This window comes from Grimontia hollisae CIP 101886 (assembly GCF_000176515.1).
GTDB classification, from domain to species: Bacteria; Pseudomonadota; Gammaproteobacteria; order Enterobacterales; family Vibrionaceae; genus Enterovibrio; species Enterovibrio hollisae.
This window is the reverse complement of record NZ_ADAQ01000012.1, coordinates 318,373-333,830: the sequence shown is the minus strand read 5'-3', so window position 1 is coordinate 333,830 and position 15,458 is coordinate 318,373. Positions and strand designations below refer to the sequence as shown.

At 48.2% G+C, this 15,458-nt stretch carries 15 protein-coding genes; 11 read left to right on the top strand and 4 right to left on the bottom strand.

The window, feature by feature from the left end:
* Positions 1–3 precede the first annotated feature (3 nt).
* From VHA_RS12595 to fdhD, 10 genes are all read left to right on the top strand, one after another.
* Entirely contained in the window at positions 4–1,281 is a 1,278-nt protein-coding gene (locus VHA_RS12595) for a TadA family conjugal transfer-associated ATPase (RefSeq protein ID WP_005504878.1), read from the top strand.
* Positions 1,278–2,204, top strand: coding sequence for a type II secretion system F family protein (locus VHA_RS12590; protein ID WP_005504875.1), 927 nt, complete (start codon positions 1,278–1,280; stop codon positions 2,202–2,204). The genes VHA_RS12595 and VHA_RS12590 overlap by 4 nt, the downstream gene beginning before the upstream one ends.
* Complete coding sequence (locus VHA_RS12585) at positions 2,204–3,070, top strand: type II secretion system F family protein (protein ID WP_005504874.1); 867 nt, start codon at positions 2,204–2,206, stop codon at positions 3,068–3,070. The genes VHA_RS12590 and VHA_RS12585 overlap by 1 nt, the downstream gene beginning before the upstream one ends.
* Positions 3,070–4,608 (top strand): tetratricopeptide repeat protein, encoded by a 1,539-nt coding sequence (locus VHA_RS12580; RefSeq protein ID WP_005504873.1) that lies wholly within the window; start codon positions 3,070–3,072, stop codon positions 4,606–4,608. Before VHA_RS12585 ends, VHA_RS12580 begins: the two co-directional genes overlap by 1 nt.
* Positions 4,608–5,093, top strand: coding sequence for a TadE/TadG family type IV pilus assembly protein (locus tag VHA_RS12575; protein WP_005504872.1), 486 nt, complete (start codon positions 4,608–4,610; stop codon positions 5,091–5,093). The genes VHA_RS12580 and VHA_RS12575 overlap by 1 nt, the downstream gene beginning before the upstream one ends.
* Positions 5,074–5,628 carry a tight adherence pilus pseudopilin TadF gene (tadF, locus tag VHA_RS12570; protein ID WP_005504871.1) on the top strand — a complete coding sequence of 185 codons (555 nt, stop codon included), beginning with the start codon at positions 5,074–5,076 and terminating at the stop codon, positions 5,626–5,628. The genes VHA_RS12575 and tadF overlap by 20 nt, the downstream gene beginning before the upstream one ends.
* A gap of 5 nt (positions 5,629–5,633) precedes the next feature.
* The gene (locus VHA_RS12565; protein WP_005504865.1) at positions 5,634–6,995 is read left to right on the top strand and encodes a TadE/TadG family type IV pilus assembly protein; all 1,362 of its coding nucleotides are present in this window, start codon (positions 5,634–5,636) and stop codon (positions 6,993–6,995) included.
* The gene (locus VHA_RS12560; protein WP_005504863.1) at positions 6,992–7,663 is read left to right on the top strand and encodes an OmpA family protein; all 672 of its coding nucleotides are present in this window, start codon (positions 6,992–6,994) and stop codon (positions 7,661–7,663) included. The genes VHA_RS12565 and VHA_RS12560 overlap by 4 nt, the downstream gene beginning before the upstream one ends.
* A 175-nt stretch (positions 7,664–7,838) precedes the next feature.
* The gene (locus VHA_RS12555) at positions 7,839–8,087 is read left to right on the top strand and encodes a Rho-binding antiterminator (protein ID WP_005504861.1); all 249 of its coding nucleotides are present in this window, start codon (positions 7,839–7,841) and stop codon (positions 8,085–8,087) included.
* A 254-nt stretch (positions 8,088–8,341) separates the two neighbouring features.
* Positions 8,342–9,160, top strand: a complete 819-nt coding sequence (gene fdhD, locus VHA_RS12550; RefSeq protein ID WP_005504859.1) for a formate dehydrogenase accessory sulfurtransferase FdhD — start codon at positions 8,342–8,344, stop codon at positions 9,158–9,160.
* A 257-nt stretch (positions 9,161–9,417) separates the two neighbouring features.
* Here fdhD and cutA read toward each other — a convergent pair whose 3' ends face one another.
* Complete coding sequence (gene cutA / locus VHA_RS12545) at positions 9,418–9,756, bottom strand: divalent-cation tolerance protein CutA (protein ID WP_005504857.1); 339 nt, start codon at positions 9,754–9,756, stop codon at positions 9,418–9,420.
* Positions 9,757–9,780: 24 nt separating this feature from the next.
* A complete protein-coding gene (locus tag VHA_RS12540) occupies positions 9,781–9,963 on the bottom strand; it encodes a hypothetical protein (protein WP_005504855.1) in 183 nt (60 codons plus the stop codon).
* Between the two features lie 136 nt (positions 9,964–10,099).
* Between VHA_RS12540 and VHA_RS12535 the strand changes: the two genes are divergently transcribed.
* Positions 10,100–10,810, top strand: a complete 711-nt coding sequence (locus tag VHA_RS12535) for a DUF1223 domain-containing protein (RefSeq protein ID WP_005504853.1) — start codon at positions 10,100–10,102, stop codon at positions 10,808–10,810.
* Positions 10,811–10,868: 58 nt separating this feature from the next.
* On the opposite strand, the gene VHA_RS12530 is transcribed toward VHA_RS12535, so the two are convergent.
* Together VHA_RS12530 and VHA_RS12525 are read right to left on the bottom strand one after the other, a co-directional pair.
* Positions 10,869–12,620 (bottom strand): two-component system response regulator, encoded by a 1,752-nt coding sequence (locus VHA_RS12530; protein WP_005504852.1) that lies wholly within the window; start codon positions 12,618–12,620, stop codon positions 10,869–10,871.
* Positions 12,610–15,291 carry a response regulator gene (locus VHA_RS12525; RefSeq protein WP_005504851.1) on the bottom strand — a complete coding sequence of 894 codons (2,682 nt, stop codon included), beginning with the start codon at positions 15,289–15,291 and terminating at the stop codon, positions 12,610–12,612. Before VHA_RS12525 ends, VHA_RS12530 begins: the two co-directional genes overlap by 11 nt.
* Positions 15,292–15,458: the final 167 nt, after the last annotated feature.

Here is a 15,458-nt window from a genome sequence, read left to right as displayed (position 1 = left end):
AGCATGCAAGGTAGCCGGGATACATATCGCGCATTCAGGGAGAAAATCTTCGATGCTATCGATGCAGAAACGATTTCATCCCTCTCGAAAGCGGAACTTAAGAATCAGCTGATACAAGCCATTAATGTTCTGGCGGATCAGGATAATACGCCTGTGCCTTCGACGCTGCGCAACCAGTTCGTCGGCATGATGTATGACGAACTGCGTGGTCTTGGGCCAATACAAACCCTGATTGAAGATGATTCTATTTCCGACATCATGGTGAATGGCCCTAAAGATATTTTTATTGAACGCCATGGCTTGGTAGAAAAATCCTCAGTCACTTTTATCGATGAAGCACAACTGGTCACTGTGGCCAAGCGTATCGCCGCCGCTGTCGGCCGAAGGGTGGATGAATCAGCACCGCTTTGTGATGCAAGGCTTTCCGACGGCAGCCGGGTCAACATCGTGCTCCCCCCTATCGCAATCGATGGCGCCTCCATCTCTATCCGTAAGTTTAAAAAACAAAGTATTGGTTTTCCGGAACTCATTGAATTTGGCGCCATGAGCCCGGAAGTGGCAAAACTCATGATGATCGCATCTCGCTGCCGCCTCAATATCGTGATTTCTGGTGGTACCGGTTCCGGTAAAACCACCATGATGAATGCATTGTCCCAGTACATTTCAGAAAAAGAACGGATTGTCACGATTGAGGATGCCGCCGAGCTCAGGTTGCAACAACCGCACGTTGTTCGGTTGGAAACCCGTCCTGCCGGCATTGAAGGGACGGGTGAAGTTAACCAGCGCCATCTGGTGATTAACTCCTTGCGTATGCGTCCTGACCGGATCGTCATCGGTGAGTGCCGGGGCCCGGAAACGTTTGAAATGCTTCAGGCCATGAACACTGGTCACGATGGTTCAATGACTACCCTTCACGCCAACAACCCCCGCGATGCGATATCCCGTATCGAGAGTATGGTGATGATGGCAACCTCCTCACTCCCCCTTGAAGCCATACGCCGGACCGTGGTCAGCGCCATCGACATTATTATCCAGATCAGCCGTCTGCATGACGGAAGCCGTAAAGTCATGAGCATCAGCGAAGTGGTAGGCATGGAAGGGCAAAGTGTGGTTATGGAGGAAATTTTCCGCTTTGAGCAAAAAGGATTGTCAGACAGTGGAAAAGTGCTGGGAGATTTTGTCACCTCGGGCTTAATGCAACGTTCAGCACTGTATGAAAAAGCCCGTTACTTTGGCCTTGACACCGAACTCAACAGCATTTTCAGCGGGAGGTTGTCATGATTGCCAATGCCATCTTCTGTCTTCTAATTGTGTTTGGCCTTTATCTGTTCCACAAACAATCACAGTTAAAGTCCCGCCGTGAAAGCATGTTGCGAGATAACAACCCTTTACCGGAAACACGTTTTCTGGAGCATCAGGTTGTTGATATGGAAGCCCTCACCGAGACGACCCTATGGCAGAAAACTCGGCGTTTCGCTAATAACTTACTGAATGATATCGGTGATTTTGCGGTGCTGAAAATCATCGCCTTCCTGGGTCTCGCCTGCTCTGTGATGGCCTATATGTTGATCTCCCTGTTTAAGTTTGGCCCGATTATCAGTGTTGTTATCGCTTTGCCTTCTGTCACGTTTCTCGGCATCCGCTATATGGACATACGTACCCAGAATGCCTTCGAGCGCAATTTCCCCGATGCGCTCAATATGGTCGCCAGTTCCGTTACCGCAGGTGAGAGTTTGCTGCACGCTATCCAGTACGTTGGCAGCCACCTTGACAATATCGTAGGACGGGAATTCAAGCGGATGGGTGAACGGTTGAATATCGGGGAATCAACAGATGCGGTTTTTCGCAAAGCATGCCAGCGCTTTCCCACACCGGCTTTCCAGTTTTTCGTTATTGCCATGCGGGTGAATGTTAACCGTGGGGGGCAGCTGCGCCATGTCATCGGCCGGCTTAATCGGGTCCTTTTCAATGCCCGCAGTATCGAGATGAAAAAACGAGCAATGACAGCAGAAGCGAGAATGTCTTCTTACATTGTCTGTGCCATCCCCTTCATTTTCCTGTTTGGTGTCTTGCGGGTACTTAGCCCGGAAAACTATGACTTCGTGATGAACGACCCTGGGGGGCGTTATCTGCTCTATTACATGCTCACCAGTGAAGCAATCGGTATGGGCATCGTGTTTTGGTTAATGCGGAGTGTGAAATAGTGACAGGGACAGGGACAGAATTACTTATTTTTGCTTTGCTGATTGCGACAGGCAGTGCTGCGATGCTCACGCTGCTGTTCAGTACGCTGAAACGGCGGACATTAATCAACAAAGCCATGGTACACAGTGCAGAAAAACCTTCACTTTTTGCCAGTTTTTCAAAAGCTACAATCGGCTTTTTCTCAGCGACCAACAATGAAATCGCCGAAAAATTTATCGGCGCAGGGATCTACAACACCGCAATGGCTCCCTACTACTTCCTGATCAAATACACGGTAGGTGCAGTCGGCGCCATGATCATCCTTACATTGAGTGGTGAGTCAGTTTCACTCTTAAACAAAATCGTCATGCTCGCTGCTCTGGTATTTACCGTTATCGTCCTGCCCGACCTTTACCTTGAAATGCGCCGCCGCGCCCTCGCCAGAAAAATCACCAGACAGCTTCCTTACTTGCTGGACATTATGGGAGTGTGTGTTCAAACCGGTATGACCATTGAATCCTCGATTTTCTACCTCACCACCGAGATGGCTGCATTTGACAAAGACATTGCCTATGTCTTGAAACGGCTGAGGGATCGTGCGCAAACCAAGGGATTGGAAAAAGCACTTCTTGAACTGAATGAGCATGTCCCCGCACCGGAAATGCACAGCTTCGTCATGACCCTCACGCAAAGTATGCAACACGGTACTTCTATTTATGAGGCGTTATCGATACTTGCAAAGGATATACGGGAGATCCAGCTTCTTTCCCTTGAAGAGAAGGCAGGCAAACTGTCTTCCAAAATGTCCGTGCCCCTGATCTTATTCATCATGATGCCCATCGTTATTTTGATTACAGCACCAGGAATTATGAGGATGTTAGGATAATGAAACTCTCGACATTGATATTTTTCGTGGCTGCAGCGCAATTAACAGCGTGTAAATCAACAAGCACCACGGATTATGCCCGCACTAACGGAGAGCAGCTGTTGCTGGACTCAGGCAGTTACAGTGCCCTGATTAAACGCTATGAAGATGAACTAAAAGAAGCGTCTTCCCATCAGACACGGGCGAAGCTTGCCAACGTCCACTACCTGACAGGAGATGCCGAGGCGGCTTTATTCCAGCTTCAGCAGATCCCAGAATCCAACAAAAATAGCCCCGATCTGGCTCTCCTGCAGGCAAATGTGTATTTCGATCTGGGAAGAAGTAACCTTGCAGAGCAATACGCCAATACCGCCCTGAGACTGGATGGAAAGTTGGGGGAAGCCCACAATCTGAAAGGTCTTATCCTGGCTGATCGCGGTGAAATATCCAAAGCAAAGCAGGCTTTTGAATCTGCCCGTATTTATGGTCATGATGACCCGACGGTAAAAAACAATCTCGCCATGATCGCCATCTTGCAGGGCGATTACACTAAAGCATCAAACCTATTGATGCCGCTGGTAAAAAGCGGAAGGGCGGACCAGACCGTGCAGGCGAACCTTATCCTCGCACTGGCAAAATCAGGAAAAACTCGGGCATTCAGCCAATTACTGGCCGGCGAGGATGGCGATATTCATCTGGCGGAAAAGTATGAAGTGCTGAGAACAGCGAAAGCCCTGCAACGATATCGTCCGCAAACAGATGTCTTGCCTCAAACACATATTCCCCTTGCGGCAACGAAACAACCTGAGCAGACAGAGACCAACGAGGCTGCCTTGCAACCGCCACCCGCCAAAGCCCCGTCCACAAGCTTACCCGTGCTGAAAGCACTGACTCAGGCTGAAACACCCGCTCCCATACCAGCTGGCATAGCCAAACCCGATAAAGTGGGAAAAGCCAAACAGCCTGCGATAGCCGCAGCCCAATCTCAAAAAAAGGCAGGACCAGTTCCACAAATGCAAAACCGTCGCGGGGAAACCACCAAGCCTGAAACAGTGGTTGCAACAAATGTGGCACCGGAAAAAGAAGCCAGCAAACATGCCGATCCGCTTACGTTGATAAAGCGCAGGTTACAACAAACCCGCGACGCCCAAAAAATTGCACAAACAAAAAAAGCAGCAGAAAAAGCAGCGCTCACCTTGGCGAAGAAAAAAAAGGCAAGAAAAACTAAGAATCACCGACCTTCCAGAAAGCTTGTTACCAACATTGCCTTCACCCGTAAACCAGGAGGGGTGGAATACATTGCCACTTCTGACTTCAACATCAGTAAGTTTGAAACACTGTATTTAAAAAAGCGGAAGAAATGGGTGTTCGATATACATGGTGCCCATGATTTCAGCACCAAAAGAAAACGCTATTTAAAGGAAGGTCCAGCCGAATCGATAGAGCTGGGAGAACACAAAGGGTTTGTAAGAATCGTCTTAACAATGCGTGATGCAAGTGTCGGTCAACCCCATGTTTCCATTGAGAACAACAAGCTAATCATTCGGTGGGATGCATGATGCGGAAAAATAACAGACCGAACGTTACACAATACCAGAAGGGCGTCGTATCCATTGAATTTTCAATCGGCGTTACTGTGTTGTTTTATGCGCTGTTTGCCTGGGTAGAAATCTGCACCATGGGGTTTATTTCTTCGGTTGTTGATTATGCCATCGCTGAATCTTCCCGGGCAGCCAGAACGTCAGCAAATGCAGATTACGATAAGCTGTTTAAAGATGCACTGGCCAACAGTGATCATTTGTGGACCCGTATTGTTGATCCTGAAAAATTTACTGTCTCTGTCAGTTATTTCGATTCCTTTTCCCAAGCCAGCGATATCAATGCCATAGGTGGAGTGGTCAGAGACGATATGCCCATCGCCCTCTACCGCATAAGCTACGATTATTCGCCGACGTTTGCCTATTTTTTTGACAATGACACCGTGACGTTATCGCGTGAGGTGTTTGCCCTTCAGGAGTTCGAGCGTGACCAGTTCAGCCAATAAACAACACGGCGTTTTCGCCATTGAACTGGCGATGGTGCTGTTAGGCTTGAGTCTTATTATCGTTTTCACGATGGATGTGGTTGTCAAACAGTCAGCGAAAGGGAAGCTGGACAGGCTCTCCTATTCCACTGTCAGCCTGCTAAAAGAAAGAAACCAACTGTTTGATGGCGAAGAAACGATGACCTATTCCGAAATGTCCCAGGCGTTCCAACTTGTCGCCAAGTCAATGAGAAACACCATGGGCACTTTCGACATCAGCCGTTTGGGCATGTATGTCGAACAGCAACGGTTCGATGCAGATAAACGACCTGTTCCTGCTATCCAGAATGTGCACATTTATCGTCTAGGCAGTTATCCGTGCGCGCCTGATGATCGGTTAGAAAATATGATTCATCTCGCGCCAGTGACACAGTTTGACAATAGATTGACCCTTTACAGGGTAACGCTTTGTTACCGGACCGATAACTGGTTTGGTGAACTCGTCGGTGGTCAATTTGAGCGTGCACGCTCTATCGCTACATCATTCGGGAGATAATGTGTATGGTGCATTATTCATCTAAATCCAGACAACAGGGTGTTGCCGTTGTTATTTTCGTGATCGCCTACCCTCTATTATTCGGGGTATTTGTTTTAGCCGTTGAATCAACCCGGTATTTGCAAACACATGCCCGGATTGGTGACGGTGTTGAGGTGGCCTCTCTGGCTGTGGCTGCAAATATATCCAGTGATATAACTGAAAATAAAACCCTTGCTAAAAACTATGTCGACGGCTTTGTCCCTGACGGCACGATATCATTGGCAGACATTAATATTGAAAGAAAAAGCTGCGATGAAATCTACGGGTCGCAATGCGGTGTTGCAGGTGTGTATGACGAAGAAGGACTGGTTTTTACCCAATACAAGGTAACCCTGAGCTCTGAGTTTGAATCCTGGTATCCGGAAGATGATTTTGCGCCGGGATTTGAAGAAATTGTAGAACTGGGAGGTACTGCTGTTGCAAGGAAATATCAGGGTTTCACTATTGATGTTGCCTTCGTAGCAGACTTTTCAGGGTCCATGCAGCAGACATGGAACAGAGAAATAAAGTATAAAGGTGTTGTCAACGTTATTTCAGATATCACAAGAAAGCTTGAGACATTTAATGATCATACAGAGCAGGAATTAAATGGAAAGAAAGTAGCCAATAAAGTGGCTTTTATTGGCTATAATTTTTATCCTCATAATGGCAGTACTTTCTATAGCAATGTCGACTACAAGGCTAATTACAGCCGTTTAAGTTATAAATGGCAGGAAAACATCCCAGAAATTAATTACAGAAGAACAGCCCGGGACCCAATTAACAACAAAAGAACGCCAATTATTGGTCGTTATGTCAACAATACCATTCCTTTGTATTCTGACGACTCCTACTTTTATACACTTGATTTAACAGACAACTTCACACAGTTCAGAAACACCATCTCGACATTTTACCCAGATTATGGAACCGCCTCGTATGAAGGAATTATTGAGGCCGCAAAAATTGTTAATAACGGTGAAAACATTCGAAAACTCATCATTGTGCTGTCTGATGGTGAAGATTCCATCAATGAAAATAATCCCTATGACAATAGATACCCCGGATTTATCGCGCCTCTGATTTATCAAAGCGGACTATGCCAAAACATTATCAACGACCTGGAGTCAAAGGAAATTAACGGCCGTAATGTAGAGGCAAAAATATTTGTCATCGGTTTTGGTTATGACCTAGAGAAAAACCCCGGATTAAAAATCTGTGCCGGTGAGGAAAATGTTCAATCGGCTGACTCCTATCAGGAAATTTTTGACACTGTCCTTCAGCTGATCAGTGAAGAAGTCGGCCACCTTTACTATCGCCACTACGACCAAACGGAGAATTCATGAAAACAGCATTTTCTCTTTCAGCACTGCTGATGCTGCTGGGCATTATGGCATCGCCTTCCTTGGCAGCAACGGTTTCCGCCACTGTTTTTGAAGATATTTGTTCAAACAGCAATAGCGAGGTGGCATTTAGCGTGGATGTTGGTCAGTCAACCGAGGTATTTTTCCATAAAGCGACTTACCTGCAAATTGAGCGACCTACCCAGTCTTTTCCTGTCACCCCGGTTTTTATCGAGGCCTTGGTTAACGCTGGCCTCAACAAAGAATGTGCGGAACTTTTGGTGCGGGAAACACCCAAAGTGGAACAGGGCAGCGGCGGATTGGTTGCCAAGGTGCATTTTGGGTTTGATAAAGCATCTTTGACACCGACCGGCAAAAAAATCCTGGCGGGCATCGTTGATTCGATCACCACCTCTTCAACCCCCTTAACTATCACTGGGCACACCGATAGCGTTGGGTCTCATGCATATAACCTTACTTTGGGGTTAAAACGGGCAGAATCGGTAAAAGGTTACCTGGTGGACGCTGGCAAGAATAACGCTCAAATCAAAACCGTCTCCGCGGGAGAAACCAAACCAGTGACCACCAACGAGACGGCAAAAGGCCGTGCAGAAAACCGCCGGGTGGACGTTGTGGCGGTGCCTGTCATGCCAGCAAGTGGGGGAAATTGAGGTACCATGTAATACCGCCATATAACACCATGGATATGGCTCCCTCATGTTTAATGCAGGGCATTTTTCTTTTTGGCGCTACGATTAAGAAAACCGGGTATAGAAAAAGCGATCGCTGGAAAGCGGGTCTGACATCTATACACAACCAAGCTGAAGAAACACACGAGGTTTTCTTATGATTAAATGCGCAGAATACGATTACATTGAGATAGCCTGCCTCTTTCACTATCCCGTAAAACTGGAGATGAAAGAGGGGGCGAATACGGTTGAAGGTATCGCCAGGGATACGGCACGCAATGTGGCAAAAGAAGAATGTATTGTGCTCGACATTGAGGGCGAGGACGTTTTGATTGTACTCGACAAAGTTGCATCGATGCGTGCATTGGTCAATAACCCACATTTCAGTACCGTTGCATTCAGTTGATAATCATTCAGCTGATTAATATATGCAATCGCATCCGTGCTTATTTCGGTTACGACACGGCGTTGAGTCACCTTTTTAATCCGTGCTCCAGCACGATAAATGCGTTAACGCTATGCTTCCTGTGACATCATCGCTTGCGGTCAGTGATTTTTTGCGCTTGGTTTTGCAGCTGGATGTGTGTTTTTTATCTCAGGCTGGAGGCGGTATGCCACTCGCTTGAGTAATACAGATAACGCCGGAGAACAGCGACAGGAATGACCCATCGCAAGACACAGGATGGCAAGACCGAGCCATTACCGCCCCACTCGCTCCATCATTACATTGATGATGCCAGTCAGGTCACGTCGTTTGCCACGCTGCCTACAGAAACGCCGTTAGCCATCAGCTATAACGGCGTCAGCCATGCAGTCATGATGGTGACACCGCAGGACATCGAAGACTTTATCTACGGTTTTTCCTTCAGTGAACGTATCATCCGGGATGGAAATGAAATTCACGACATTGTGATTGAGCAAAAAGACGATGCCCTGATTGCTGCTGTGCAACTGGCCAACCGAGCCCACGCAAGGCTGTCGCTGACAAAACGCCACCTTGCCGGGCGTACCGGGTGCGGAATATGCGGCACCGAGTCGCTTGAGCATGCCATGCCAACCTTTGACCCCTTACCCTATATCGACACACTGGATAACGGCAGTATCCTCAAATTGCGTGATAGTCTGCGCCAATGGCAGTCGCTTGGTCATATCAGTGGGGCAATTCACGCGGCGATGCTGGTGAATGAGGATGGCGACATTTTACTGTGTCGCGAAGATATTGGCCGCCACAATGCGCTGGATAAAGCGCTGGGAACTGTCATCCGTAGCAAGGCATTATCTCCCTCACAGGCACTGCTCGTGACCAGCCGGTGTAGTATCGAACTGGTGCAAAAAGCGGTCCTGACGGGTGTTGGCACACTGATCACCCTGGGAACACCCACTTCGCTCGCTGTTAATACAGCCATCCAGGCCAACCTGAACCTGATTCACCTTCCAAGGCAGGATGCCCCGCGCTTTTATAACCGCGCATCTCAGTAGGTGATTCGCTGTTCGCCTGTTAATCCTCCCTTTTCCGTGGGCCCACGACGTCGAAACGATATCGATCTTGACGTTGCCCTTCACAGCCCAAAATGTGGTTTGAGGTTGATTATGGTAACCTTGATCATCTTTTCAACCAGTTTACTTTTTGTAACCTTGTAGAGGTTTTTACCATGGCACCAAAAATTGAGATAGACAGCCGTGGCAGATTAACCCTTTCTCTCTATCAACCCTCAACCTCTGTCAGCCCTCAACCTCTATTTGCTATCAGGCTTGCAGCTCTCCGCTATCCAGCCCAGATACTCCGCCAGACCTGTTTCTATCGGTAACGCGATAACCTCCGGCACGTCATAGTCATGCAGGCGACAAATCTCCTGCTCTACCTCTTTGTAAAGTGATTTGCGCGTTTTAATCATCACTTGTTTTTCAGCATCAGATGCCACTTTCCCCTGCCAGTGATAGTAGCTTTGGACAGGCGTCACCTGAATGCAGGCGGCCAGGTTCTTCTCAAGCAAAGATTCAATGATTCGTTTGCCGATATTGTCATCGGCAAACGTCGTCATCACCACAACATAAGCATCTGTCTGGGTGTGCATGTTATACCTGTGTTCAGATAATCGTTAGCATCGGCCTTTTTTGGCCTGACCGGGAGGACAAAATTTACCATCAGGTTTGTTTTGCCCATTACCGTCGTCTGTGGAATTGATCTTGATTTCAACATCGTCGGCTTCGCCTTCAATGCTTGTGATTTTACAACCACTCACCAGCAACAGCGTAACAAAAAGAATTGCCAGCAGTTTCATTGTCTTCTCCTTGGTTTATCTCTCATCTTGCAAAATACCCTTCATGAAAGGGAAAAGACACACGAATATTCAGAAAATGAAAGAGAACATGAGGTTCGCAGGTCTTTGCTTTTACCGCCCACTGACAGGAATTGCTATGCGTACGTTGTTCACCCTTACCCTGCTTTTTACTTTGCTCTCCCCCGCGGCACATGCTGCGCAAACCTGGCAAAACAGTGGTTCTCCGGCGACTGTCGTTGAGCTTTATACTTCAGAAGGTTGCTACAGTTGTCCGCCGGCGGAAGCCGCATTGAACCAATTGAAAAACAAGGCAGAGCTTTGGCAACGTGTTATTCCTATGGCTTTCCATGTCGATTACTGGAACTACATTGGCTGGATTGACCAATACGCCAAGCCAGAATTCAGTCAGCGCCAGCGTGATAAAGTCGCTGACGGCAAAGGTAGTGGTGTATACACGCCCGGTTGGTTTATCAATGATCAGGAATGGCGCGGATTTTTTGCCAGACAACCTGTGCCTTATGCAAACGGGCCATTCGCTCCCGCTCTGAAAGCCTCGCTTGATGGCCGAGTTCTAAAGGTCGAATTTGAGGGTGATGAAACCCTTAACGCACAATTTGCCCTGCTTGCCATGGACATTACCACCCAAGTCCAACGGGGTGAAAATCGGGGTAAAACCCTTGAACATGATTTTGTGGTGGTGGACTTTGGTAGCCAGTCAGGTCAAAAGCAGTGGCAATTTGTCCTGAATGACGAAACAGCCGCTTCACCGTCTGCCATTGCCGTATGGCTTACCCCATCCACAGGTGGCGATCCAGTTCAGACTGTCGCTGGCTGGTTAGCCCCCTGACGCTAACCCAACAAAATCTAGCAGGGGCATTTTGACGTCCCTGACCGTAAATCCTGTATCAATTGGCTTGTACCGAATCATCCCTTTTGCTTTTTGATTCGGGTTTACTTTCTTGGTTATCCAGTAATTTTCTCAGGTTTTCTATATCAACCGGTCGGCTCAAGTAGTAACCCTGTGCCAAATCGCACCCTTTCGATTTGAGCATCTCGAGCTGCTCTTCTGTTTCTACACCCTCTGCCACCGTTTTAATTTGCAACCCCTGAGCCATAGAAATCACCGCCGTTGCCAGCGCTTCTTTCATTTCCACGTCCGTAATACCGTCCACAAACGTACGGTCTATTTTAAGGGCATCGAACGGGAACTGGAGAAGGTAACTCAACGACGAATAACCGGTCCCAAAATCATCCATCGAAAACTCGGTGCCCAGATTGTGGAGCTTTTTGATCATCTTTTTCACGTTAGGCTGGTTGCTTAGAAGCAAGTTTTCTGTGACTTCAAGCTCTAACCGACTGGCTTCAAACCCGTGTTTTTCCAGAATACCGGTCAAATCATCGATAAAATGCGGTTGACGAATCTGCTGGGGGGATATGTTGACCGCCAAATGCAAGGGGTTTCCCGACGGATCATTCAACGAAGAAAAATCTTCCATCGCCTTATCCAATACAAACTTGCCGATTTCATAAATAAGATTTGACTGTTCTGCAATTGGAATAAACTCTGCGGGTGCTACTGCACCAAGCTCATCATTGTTCCAGCGAAGTAACGCTTCTGCACCGGTAATACTGTTGTTTTTCAGATCATATAACGGCTGATAAACCAACGAGAACTCACAACGGGAGAGCGCCCTGACCAAATGATATTCGAGCCGCAATCTGCGGTGAACATTATCGTTCATTTCACTGGTGAATAGCCGGAAGCTGTCTTTCCCACCTTCTTTGGCCTGGTGTTTCGCAACGTCAGCATTGCCGAAAAGGCGTTTGAAATCATCAGAGTCCAACGGAGAGAGAGAGATCCCAATACTGGCCGTAACATACAATTCGCCACCACCGTTGATTTCAATAGGTTGGTTAATGGCTTTACGCAACTTGCTGGCAAGCTGGCAGGCATTTTCCGTTTGGTGCAACCCGGGTAAGACGATAAGAAATTCATCACCACTGACCCGTCCTACGGTGTCGACTTCCCGTAACGTCTTCACAATACGACGCGATAATTCAACCAGCACCTGATCGCCAACATCATGGCTCAGGGTGTCATTGATCATTTTGAAATTATCAATATCTACCAGCATCGCTCCCGTCATCAGCCCACGGCGCAGATCATGGGCAATGGCATATCGCAACCTGTCGAGGGTAAGGTTGCGGTTAGCGAGTCCCGTCAAGGAATCATAGAGCGCGCGCTGCATGATCAAGGCTTCATTACGCCGTATCCTGAGCTGGTTGTAGATACGCAATTTCACCTCCGCCGGTGACACTGGCTTAGAGATGTAGTCAGCGCAACCTATCCTCATCCCCATCTCCCGGCCTTCATCTTCTTGATGTTCGGTGATCAGGATCACTGGGATGTCCTTGGTGTCGAGATCGGTTTTAAAGGTTTGGCAAAGTGAATAACCGTCGATATCGGGCAGTTGAACATCCATCAGGATAAGTTTGGGCACCTCCGATTTTGCCAGCACTTTCGCTTTCTCTCCCGTGGTGGAGAAAATCACTCTGTATTCCTCGCTCAAGATCGCATTCAGGATCCGGATACTGTTCGGTGAAGCGTCGACAAGCAAAATGGTGTCCTTATCCATGGCGGTAGGGTTAGCGTGCATGCGAAGCTCCTTGTTCATCTGCCAGCCCGATGTCTAATTTGCTCTCTTTGACAAAATGGTTGAAGGCAATGATTGCTTTGGCGTAGTCCAACTCAATCAACTTATCACCCACCGGTTTGAGTTCCCGGGCAAGGTCATGGTAATCAACCAGCATCTGATAGTAGGTATCGATAGCCATCAAATCCTGCGATAGCATTTGGTCGCGGAAAAGGGTCAAACGGGTAATCATCGTGCGGTCTATTTTTTTGCTACTGCCAGCGGTCAACACTGGCGACGAACCCGCCTGCACCGGCTCAATGGCAGTCTGGTTACGCTTGAGGAGGATCTGACCAATTTCCTTGATGGCGTTCTCCATGTCACGCTTAAAATGGCTTAACGGCAGTTGGTAGTCCTCGGGCCCCTGCAGTGCGTTCTGCAACTGCTTGGCAGAGCGGCGCAAGCCAATGATCGATAGGTTGCCGGCACTACCTGCTATGGTATGGGCCTCTTCCGATGCCTGGGTTAACTCACCATCCTCAATGCTCCGGTAGATGTGGTTTTCCTGCTCACGGGACTGATGGACAAAATCACTCAGCAGTTTGAAGTAGAGATTTTCATTTCCCATGACCCGTTTGATGCCATCTTCAACATCCACGTATTCGTATTCTTCTTTTTGTCCCGTTTTTTCCCCTTCGGTCTTAACAACAGAGGTGACAGCAAGACCAAGGTAACCAGCCAGCTTTTGTAACAAATTGTCCGCGTCAAGCGGTTTGGGAATGTGATCGTTCATGCCTGCGTCTGCACAGCGGTGGCGATCCCGCTCCATGGTGTGGGCAGTAACGGCAAAAATGGGTAACGTCTCTCTGTCAGCCGTCTCCCGGATAATACGGGTCGCTTCCAGTCCGTTCATATCTGGCATTTCCAGATCCATCAATATGGCATCATACAGTTCAGGTGCCGGACACACTTTCACTAAAGCCTCACGACCAGAAGATGCCAACTCGACTTGAAAATCATTTGCCATCAGCACCTCACGGACAATTTGCTGGTTAATCGGCATATCGTCCACCACCAATACCCTGCGGCCGCTGCCATTGACTGTGACACCGGAACCTTGATGCTTGCCGCCAATGATACGGTGGTGCGTTTTTGGCAAGTTCTGCCCCATCACATCCATGATGGTATCGAACATCACAGACGCTGAAATCGGTTTGTGCAAGTAGCCCGCAATCTGGCCGCCTCCCCGCTCTTTATCCACTTTCTTGTGGTCATAGGCACTGATCACCACAACTAACGGGTGTCGGTCTTCCTCCAGCTCGTTCTTCAGTTTCTCCAACAGGTGGAAGCCTTTTTTTCCCGGCATGTGCCAATCCAGCAAAACCAGATCGTAAGGTTCCAGGTCCAGATCAAGGTAACCTTCCACGATGGCAGTGAAGGCACTGTCAACATCACTGACGGCATCAACATGAAAACCGAGGGATTCTACAATCGCACGGTGTACGGCGATTGAAGAGGGGTTATCGTCAACAATCAAAACCCGTAACCCCCGCAAGTCTACCGGCACAGAGAAACTTTTGTCTGACGTTGCCTTGGCACGTTGTAGCTCTATGTCGAAATAAACGCCCGGTTCACCACCAGAATCAAACTGAACCGTTCCTCCCATCTGCTCAATCAGGTAAGTTGCAATCAACAGGTTGACAGACTCATCGACTTCGGACGTTGCCATCACCAATCTCTCTGCCAGCTCTGCAAGATCATCAACAGTATCTTCTTCATCTGTCACTTTCTGGTTGATAGAAAACGTGAGCTTTGCACTGTGTTGATCCACCTTGCCGGAGGTAATACTCAGGATAAGAGGCCTGCCTTCACCGATGACCATCGCTTCATCAATGATATTCAGTAACACTCGGCGGAGTCGATCCGGATCGCCGATCAGCGAGCGGGGCACATCCAATGGCACATTAAAAAGTAGCTCCACTTCCCGGCTTTCCGCCTCACCGAGCAAGTAGTCACGGAGACTTTCCAACAGTTGGTCGAGATCAAAAGGTGTGGTTTCCAACGATAGGGAAACTGAACATAGCTCCTCAAAATCACGCAGGTTGTCGCAGATAATGCCCGTTCTCTTGAGCGATCGAACCAAGCTTTCTAGGTATAGCGCCTGTTTATTGCTGAGCGAGGTTTGGCTCAGCATTTGCGCACAGGTGGTGGCCGTCGCCATCATCGGATACAGGGCTGTGTTCGTTTCGGCAAGAATATTGAAGCTGCGGCTTAACGCATTGGTCACATTTTTACATGCGCCTGCCGTAAGATGTGTAGACATTTTCAAAAACAGTTCTTGCGGTGCGATGGGGTAAACCACATAGTCACTGCCGCCACTTTCGTATGCCTGTTGCTTTTGCCGGGAAGAAAACATGTCAGACGTCAGCACAATACGGGTATCACGACAGGTTGGAAGTTGTCGTATCCTGGCGATTTCATCAGCCAGTTTTTCCCCTCCCTCAAACGGGAAATCCATATCGATGACCAGGATATTGACCGGGTGCTGTTCAAGAATCGTCATCAGCTTTGCGGGAGTCGCCACTGAACGCAACCAGTATCCGCTTTCACTCAACACCTGCTGGTAAAAATCAATATGGGAGAGATCGTCGTCGACGAGCACGATGAGTGGCTTGTTCTTCACCAAACCTGTCATTAGGCCTTCCTTTAAGAGAGCTTTTGGGGACGGAAACCGCCTCTACCTACCGCCAATTCATGCACTACTGGCCGATTCTCTGCCGACCTTACAACACGAGAAGATTGCTGGATCTTATTACACGGCAACCTTTTTTATCTCATTGGCGAATCTTTCGATTACTTTAT

Excerpts from the sequence above, each read along its gene's own strand:
- VHA_RS12540 (WP_005504855.1), bottom strand. The coding sequence starts at position 9,963 with ATGAAACTGCTGGCAATTCTTTTTGTTACGCTGTTGCTGGTGAGTGGT.
- VHA_RS12575 (WP_005504872.1), top strand. The coding sequence starts at position 4,608 with ATGCGGAAAAATAACAGACCGAACGTTACACAATACCAGAAGGGCGTC.
- fdhD (WP_005504859.1), top strand. The coding sequence starts at position 8,342 with ATGACCCATCGCAAGACACAGGATGGCAAGACCGAGCCATTACCGCCC.
- VHA_RS12580 (WP_005504873.1), top strand. The coding sequence starts at position 3,070 with ATGAAACTCTCGACATTGATATTTTTCGTGGCTGCAGCGCAATTAACA.
- VHA_RS12560 (WP_005504863.1), top strand. The coding sequence starts at position 6,992 with ATGAAAACAGCATTTTCTCTTTCAGCACTGCTGATGCTGCTGGGCATT.
- VHA_RS12555 (WP_005504861.1), top strand. The coding sequence starts at position 7,839 with ATGATTAAATGCGCAGAATACGATTACATTGAGATAGCCTGCCTCTTT.
- VHA_RS12535 (WP_005504853.1), top strand. The coding sequence starts at position 10,100 with ATGCGTACGTTGTTCACCCTTACCCTGCTTTTTACTTTGCTCTCCCCC.
- VHA_RS12565 (WP_005504865.1), top strand. The coding sequence starts at position 5,634 with ATGGTGCATTATTCATCTAAATCCAGACAACAGGGTGTTGCCGTTGTT.
- cutA (WP_005504857.1), bottom strand. The coding sequence starts at position 9,756 with ATGCACACCCAGACAGATGCTTATGTTGTGGTGATGACGACGTTTGCC.
- VHA_RS12590 (WP_005504875.1), top strand. The coding sequence starts at position 1,278 with ATGATTGCCAATGCCATCTTCTGTCTTCTAATTGTGTTTGGCCTTTAT.
- VHA_RS12525 (WP_005504851.1), bottom strand. The coding sequence starts at position 15,291 with ATGACAGGTTTGGTGAAGAACAAGCCACTCATCGTGCTCGTCGACGAC.
- VHA_RS12595 (WP_005504878.1), top strand. The coding sequence starts at position 4 with ATGCAAGGTAGCCGGGATACATATCGCGCATTCAGGGAGAAAATCTTC.
- VHA_RS12530 (WP_005504852.1), bottom strand. The coding sequence starts at position 12,620 with ATGCACGCTAACCCTACCGCCATGGATAAGGACACCATTTTGCTTGTC.